At 69.0% G+C, this 4,520-nt stretch carries 4 protein-coding genes; 3 read left to right on the forward strand and 1 reads right to left on the reverse strand.

Features of this window, described 5'->3' with window-relative positions:
* The 3 genes from ACEN88_RS25040 to ACEN88_RS25050 all read left to right on the forward strand — a co-directional run.
* Positions 1-583, forward strand: a 583-nt coding sequence (locus ACEN88_RS25040; RefSeq protein ID WP_413344040.1) for a TolC family protein, incomplete at its 5' end; no start/stop codon positions are given.
* Entirely contained in the window at positions 580-1,947 is a 1,368-nt protein-coding gene (locus tag ACEN88_RS25045) for a multicopper oxidase family protein (protein ID WP_413344042.1), read from the forward strand. The genes ACEN88_RS25040 and ACEN88_RS25045, both read left to right, overlap by 4 nt.
* Positions 1,948-2,042: 95 nt before the next feature.
* Positions 2,043-4,025, forward strand: coding sequence for a TonB-dependent receptor (locus tag ACEN88_RS25050; protein ID WP_413344043.1), 1,983 nt, complete (start codon positions 2,043-2,045; stop codon positions 4,023-4,025).
* Here the strand turns inward: ACEN88_RS25050 and ACEN88_RS25055 are convergent.
* Positions 4,006-4,520: metal-transporting ATPase (locus ACEN88_RS25055; protein WP_413344045.1), on the reverse strand; the 515-nt coding region annotated here is incomplete at its 5' end. The genes ACEN88_RS25050 and ACEN88_RS25055 overlap by 20 nt on opposite strands.

A 4,520-nucleotide genomic window follows, 5' to 3' on the forward strand; every position in this document is an offset into this window, starting at 1 on the left:
GGACCTGCCGGACGTCGAACGCATCGCGCTGGCGCAGCGCCTGGACGTGCGCGCCGCACAGGCCGAGGCGGCCGCCACCGCGGCGGATCTCGGGCTCACGCGCACGACGCGCTTCATCAACGTGCTGGACCTCGGCGTCGCCAACAAGACGCAGACCGGCGAGCCGACCGGGCGCGGTTACTCGCTGTCGCTGGAACTGCCGCTGTTCGACTGGGGCGGCGCGCGCGTCGCCCGTGCCGAAGCCACGTACATGCAGGCGGTGAACAAGGTCGCGCTCACGGCCGTCACGGCGCGCAGCGAGGCGCGCGAAGGCTATCTCGCCTACCGCAACGCCTACGACGTGGCGAAGCACTACCGCGACACGATCCTCCCGCTGCGCAAAAGAATCGGGAAGGAAGTCCTGCTGCGCTACAACGGCATGCTCGCGAGTCCGCACGACCTGCTGGCCGATGCGCGCGCGCAGGCCGAAGCGGTCAGCGCCTACATCGAGGCGCTGGACACCTTCTGGACCGCCCACGCCGAGCTGGAAGCCACGCTCGGCACCCGACTCAGTTCCCAGCAACACGAGGATCACGCACAATGACCACCCGTCGCAACTTCATCACCGGCGCGGCCGGCGCCATGGTCGGCGCCTCGCTCGTGTCGAAGGCCGGCGCGGCCGCCATTCCTGAAGCCCCGGTCCAGTCGTCGCCCGCCACCCAGCCGCCGCTGCATCCGCCGGGCGGCCGCCCGTACAACCCCGTCGTCACCCTGAACGGCTGGAGCCTGCCGTGGCGCATGAAGGATGGCGTCAAGGAATTCCACCTGGTCGCCGAACCCGTCGTGCGCGAGATCGCTCCCGGCATGAAGGCGAACCTGTGGGGCTACAACGGCCAGAGTCCGGGCCCCACCATCGAGGTCGTCGAGGGCGACAAGGTGCGCATCTTCGTGACCAATAAACTGCCGGAGGCGACGACGATCCACTGGCACGGCCAGATCCTCCCAAGCGGGATGGACGGCGTGGCGGGGCTCGTGCAGCCCGCGATCGCCCCGGGTAAAACGTTCGTCTACGAATTCGTCGCGCGCTACGCCGGCACCTTCATGTACCACCCGCACAGCGACGAGATGACGCAGATGGCGATGGGCATGATGGGCTTCTGGGTCACCCACCCGAAGGACCCGCGCCGGCACGCCGTCGACCGCGACTTCGTGTTCCTGCTGAACGCGTACGACATCGAGCCGGGCAACTACACGCCGAACGTGAACACGATGCTGGACTTCAACCTGTGGACCATCAACAGCCGCACCTTCCCCGGCACCGACCCGATGGTCGTGCGCAAGGACGACAAGGTGCGCATCCGCATGGGCAACCTGACGATGACGAACCACCCGTTCCACATCCACGGCCACCGCTTCGAGGTGACGGGCACGGACGGCGGCTGGATCCCTCCCAGCGCGCGCTGGCCCGAGGTGACGGTCGACATCGGCGTGGGCCAGATGCGCGCCATCGAATTCGTCGCCGACAATCCCGGCGACTGGGCGTTCCACTGCCATAAATCGCACCACACGATGAACGCGATGGGCCACGCCATGCCGAACCTGGTCGGCGTCGACCAGGCCGGCGTGGCGAAGAAGATCAACGACCTCGTGCCGGGCTACATGGTCATGGGCGACAAGGGCGGATCGATGGGCGGCATGCACATGGCGCTGCCGGAAAACACGTTGCCCATGATGACGGGCCGCGGGCCGTTCGGCGACATCGAGATGGGCGGCATGTTCACCGTCATCAAGGTGCGCGAGGGCCTCGCACGGGGCGATTACCGCGATCCGGGCTGGTACAGGCATCCCGCCGGCACGGTGGCGCGCGAGTGGACGGGTCCCGTGCCCGACCCGGTCGGCGCACCGGCGGCGCCGCCATCCGGCGAGGTGATCGGGACGGCGAAACGGGGTGGGCACGAAGGCCACTGACGGTCCCGTCACGCCCAATGGGGCGTTGGTCACACAGGTCGCGCGCCGGCCGCGCTCGTCGCCGACAATCTGGTTCGCCAGATGAAAGGACAGATGTGACCAAGCCCCTCGTGTTCCTGCTCGGCCTCGCCGCGACGGCCGCGCACGCCGGCGATGCCAACCCGCCCGCACCGACCGTGACCGTCACCGCCAGCAAGGAGGCGGTGGCGAGGAAGATCGACAAGACCGTCTACGACGTGTCGAACGCTCCGCGCGCGGCCAACGGGTCCGCGCAGGACGTGCTGCAAGCGACGCCCGAACTGGCGGTGACGGCCGACGGCCAGATCGCCGTCCGGGGCAACACGCAGGTCACGGTCCTCGTCGACGGCAAGCCGACGGCGCTGCTGTCCGGATCGAGTGAGGACCGCGCGGTGGCGCTGCAGACGATGAGCGGCGCCGGCATCGCGAGCGTGGAAGTCATCACGAATCCGTGCGCCGCGCAAAACGCCAACGGCGGCGCGATCGTGAACATCGTCCTGAAACGCAACCGCATGCCCGGCGCGCACGCGCAGGTCCAGGGTAGCGCGACGGACCAGGCGTTGTGGAATGCCGGTGCGTCGGGCGATGTGACGCGGGGCCGATTGAGCGTGCACGCCAGCGTGGCGCACCGCCATGACGGCACGCGCAAGTTGCGCCGGTCGGCCGTCGACTGGCACAATCCGCTCACCGGCCAGGCCGGGCAGACGGTGCAATCCTCCGAAGTGTTCGTGCGCCGCGTGGTCGACAGCGCAGCGCTGGGCATCGACTACGCGCTGGGCGACACGGACAGCTTCGGCATGACGGTGCGGCACAGCGGGCGCCGGTCGCGGCCCCTGTTCGACGTGCTGGGCGAGGAGCGCGAAGGTGGCATGGAGACCATCCACCATCGCATCTCATACGGTCCCAACGAGCAGTCCGACGACAGCGCGAGCCTGAGCTACAGCCGCCAGCAGAACGGCAGCGCGCTGAAGGCCACGCTCCAGCACAGTACGACGGACGCCCTGGTCGACAAGTCGTACCGCGACGTGTTCGTCGTGCCCGCGCGCGCGACCGCATACAGCCGCGGCGCCGGCAGGACGGCGCGCCGCCTCGACCAGGCCACGGTTGACTGGACGCGCGGCCGGTGGGGCCTGGGCCTCGACATCCAGCGCAAGTCCGACGCCATCGGCAACGTCCAGGCCGCCGTCGATCCCGCGACGGGCGCCGAGACGCCGGACCGCAACACGACCAATGCGTACACGGTGACGAAGACGTCGGCCGCGGCGTATGTGACCGACCGGATCGTGATCGGCAAATGGGAGGCGCTGCTGGGCGGCCGCGCCGAACGCATCGCCCGCTGGCGGGCGTTCGATCCGAGCCTGCATGTGAGGTATGGGCTGCAAGACGACGCCGACCTCACGCTCAGCTACCGCCGCAGCCTGCAGATGCCCGATCCGCGCGACCTGAATCCGTTCACGACGTATGTCGACGCGCAGAACCTCAGGCGGGGCAATCCGGGGCTCGGACCGCAACGCCTGGGGGCGTGGGAGATCGGCGTGAACAGGGAAACACCGCAGGTGACCGGCAGCCTGGGCGCGTTCTACCGCACGGGCCGCGATACGGTCGTCGATGCGCGCACGTTCGAACATGACGTACTGGTCACGTCGAAACGGAACGGCGGGGAGGCCCGCTCGGCCGGCGTCACCGCGTCGCTGGACTGGAAGCCCGGCGGACCGCTGCTGCTCGGTGCGGACGGCGGCGTCTACCGGGTGGTGCTCGACCGGGACGCCGTCGCAGGTTATGTCAACGTCAGGGTCGGGTACGGCGACGTGTCCGTCGACGCGCACGCCCAGTCGGCCGGCATCACGCCGCAGGGCCGCTACGGACCGACGAGCAGCGTGAACCTCACGTGGAAACACGCGCTGGGCCAGACACTCAGCCTGACCGTGAACGCCAACGACATCTTCGACGGCAGCCTGCGTGCGTATCGGACCGACACGCCCACGTTCCGCCAGGCCGGGTTCGACCACTTCGTCGCCCGGCGCGTGTACGTGGGGCTCGTCAAGCGCTTTTCGCGGTGACCGGATAGCCGGCCGCCACGATCGCCTCGGCGATCCTGTCGAGGTCCGCGGTGCTGTCGACCTTGACCTTCTTCGTGGGCAGGTCGACTTCGACTTTCGCATCCTTGTCGAGGGCCTGCACGGACTTCGTGACGCGGCCCACGCAGTGGCCGCAGCTCATGTCTTCGACGGTCAGTTCATACATCTTGTGTGCTCCTTGGGGTTGGGTTGGAATGGGTTCGGGTGCGGGCCGCGGCGCCGGCCGCCAGTGCCGCAGCAGCAGCGCGTTGGTCACGACGCTGACGGAACTCAGTGCCATCGCCGCGCCGGCCAGCACGGGGTTCAGCAGGCCCAGGGCCGCGACGGGGATGCCGACGACGTTGTAGACGAACGCCCACACGAGGTTCTGGCGGATCTTGCGCCACGTGCGGTCCGAGATGTCGATGGCGTCCGCGACGAGCAACGGGTCGCCGCGCATCAGGGTCACGCCGGCCGTGTGCAGCGCGACGTCCGTGC

This window comes from Massilia sp. CT11-108, assembly GCF_047302915.1.
GTDB classification, from domain to species: Bacteria; Pseudomonadota; Gammaproteobacteria; order Burkholderiales; family Burkholderiaceae_D; genus Telluria; species Telluria orientalis.